Source organism: Arenibaculum sp. (genome assembly GCF_035998295.1).
GTDB lineage: Bacteria > Pseudomonadota > Alphaproteobacteria > Azospirillales > Azospirillaceae > DASYHS01.
This window is the reverse complement of the sequence record NZ_DASYHS010000138.1, coordinates 1-2489: the sequence shown is the minus strand read 5'-3', so window position 1 is coordinate 2489 and position 2489 is coordinate 1. Positions and strand designations below refer to the sequence as shown.

At 68.0% G+C, this 2489-nt stretch carries 3 protein-coding genes; all 3 read left to right on the top strand.

The window, feature by feature from the left end; genetic code table 11:
* A partial coding sequence (locus tag VGO20_RS13535) for a TRAP transporter large permease (protein ID WP_327502886.1) occupies nucleotides 1-1047 on the top strand: 1047 nt, incomplete at its 5' end.
* A 21-nt stretch (nucleotides 1048-1068) separates the two neighbouring features.
* Entirely contained in the window at nucleotides 1069-2193 is a 1125-nt protein-coding gene (locus VGO20_RS13530) for a C4-dicarboxylate TRAP transporter substrate-binding protein (RefSeq protein WP_327502885.1), read from the top strand.
* A 35-nt stretch (nucleotides 2194-2228) separates the two neighbouring features.
* Nucleotides 2229-2489, top strand: a 261-nt coding sequence (locus tag VGO20_RS13525) for a ribbon-helix-helix domain-containing protein (protein WP_327502884.1), incomplete at its 3' end; no start/stop codon positions are given.

Genomic DNA, 2489 nt, shown 5'->3' with positions numbered 1-2489 from the left:
GCGCTGCGCGGCGTCCCCGGCGGCATGGCGTCCTCGACGGTCGTCGCGTCGGCGGTCTTCGCCTCGGCGTCGGGATCGAGCGTCGCGACCTCCGCCGCGATGGCCAGGATCGCCGTGCCGGGAATGCTGGCGGCCGGCTACCAGCGCGGACTGGCCTCGGGCTGCGTCGCCGCCGCCGGCACCCTGGGCTCGCTCATTCCGCCGAGCGTGCTGATGGTGCTGTACGGCGTCTTCATGCAGGTCTCGATCGGCCAGCTCTTCATCGCCGGCATCCTTCCCGGCCTGCTCACCGCGGGCGCCTACATCGCCATGATCACGGTGCGCGCGCTTCACGACCCGCGCCTCGCCCCCGACCGCGAGATGCCCGACCGGGAGATGCCCGGCCCGAGATGGCGCGGCCTGGCCCGGGTCTGGCCCCTGCCGGCACTGATCGCCTGCGTCATGGGCGGGATCTTCCTCGGCTGGTTCTCGCCGACCGAGGCGGGGGCGGTCGGCGCCGCGGCCGCCGTGCTGATATCCCTGGCCGCCGGGGCCTTCTCGTGGTCGGCCTTCACGTCGGCGGTGGTCCAGTCCGCGCGGAGCACGGCGACCATCTTCTTCGCGGCGATCGGGGCTTCGCTGTTCGCCCGCTTCATCGGCCTCAGCGGCGTGCCGGGTTTCCTGAGGGACACCTTCATCGGAGCGACCGGGGGCGATCCGTACCTGGTCGTGCTCCTCATCTCCTGCATATTCATCGTGCTGGGCATGTTCATCGAAAGCATCGCCCTGATGCTTCTCGTCCTGCCGGTGATCCAGCCCCTGCTGGCCGAGTTCGGGTTCGACTACATCTGGTTCGGCATCATCGTCATCAAGCTCCTCGAGATCGGCCTCATGACGCCGCCGGTCGGGCTGAACGTCTACGTCATCAAGAGCTCCCTCGGCGATGCCGTGAACCTTTCGGAAATATTCAGGGGCGTCGGGTGGTTCATCGCCACCGACGTCGTCGTCCTGGCAATCCTGATCTTCTTTCCTGCCATTTCGACCTTCCTGCCCGGCCAAATGCAATAAAGCACGAACAAAGGAGGAAACATGCGGCGACTTTCTCTCTTGGCCTGCGCGACCGCCCTGCTCGCGCTGCCGGTGTCCGCGCAGGCGGAGGACTACCAGGCGGTGACCTTCCTGCCGCCGTCGAACCTGCTGACGTCCGGACCGCTCATCGAATGGTCGAAGGACGTGGCTGCCGCGACCGACGGCCGCATCGCCTTCAACGTCCATTCGGGCGGCGCGCTGCTCGGCGCCAACACCATCCTCACCGGCCTCGGCGACGACGTCGCGCAGGTCGGCTTCGTCGCCGCCAGCTACTACCCGAAGGACCTGCCGAAGACGAACGCGGTCGACGACCTGTCCTTCATCCATACGCAGTCCCTGCCGCTCGCCTTCGCCTTCACCGAGTTCGTGATGACGACGCCGGAGGTCCGCGAGGAATGGGAAGACAACGGCCTCGTCTTCATCGCCGGCATGAACACGCCGCCCTACCAGCTCTTCTGCCGCTCCGCGGTCGAGACGGCCGGCGACGTCAAGGGCAAGAAGATCCGCACGCCCGGGGCCGTGCTGGCGCGCTGGGCGCAGTTCATGGGCGCGGTCCCCGTCAACGCCCCCCTGTCGGAGGCCTATACGGGCCTGGAGCGCGGCGTCCTCGACTGCGTCGTGGCCGACAACACGACGCTGGTGTCGACGCGCCTGATGGAGGTCGCCAGCCATGTCGTCGAGCTCGACCTGGGCTCGTATTTCCTCGGCTCGCCATGGTCGCTCAGCCGCGACTTCTGGACGGGGCTGAGCGTGGAGGACCGCCAGGTGCTGCTCGACCTGACCGCCAGGGCGCTGGTCAAGCTGCAGATCGCCTACGCGAAGAACCTCGAAAGCGCCGTCGGCGAGGCCAAGGCGGCCGGCGTCACGTTCGTACCGTCGGAAGGCGAGTGGGAAGCGGCCAAGCAGGCATTCATCGACGCCGACATGGGTGGCAGCACCGAACTGGTCAAAAGCCAACTCGGCGTTGAGAATCCCGAGCTGTACCGCGAGCGGCTCGGGTCGCTGGTCGCGAAGTGGAAGGACCTTCTCCGGAACGTCGATACCCTCGACGAGGACGCGCTCCACGCGCTGCTGAGATCGGAGATCTACGACGCGATCGACGTAAGGACCTACGGCGTCGAGTAGCCGCCGGGCCGTCGCACGAGTGGAGGAGAGCGGAGATGACGACGAAGAGGGGAGCCCCGACCGATCCCAACGCCCGCATCACCCGCAACGTCGTGATCCGCGGCCGCCGCACATCCATCCGGCTGGAGAGCGCCTTCTGGGAGCTGGTCGAGAGCGTCTCCAGGGCCGAGGGGCTGAAGGTCGGCGACCTCCTGTCCGAGATCGACGGGCGGCGCGGCCCGCTCAACCTCGCGGCCGCCACCCGCCTCTTCGTCGCCAGCTACGTCAGGGACATGCCGCCGCGTCAGGCCAGAAGC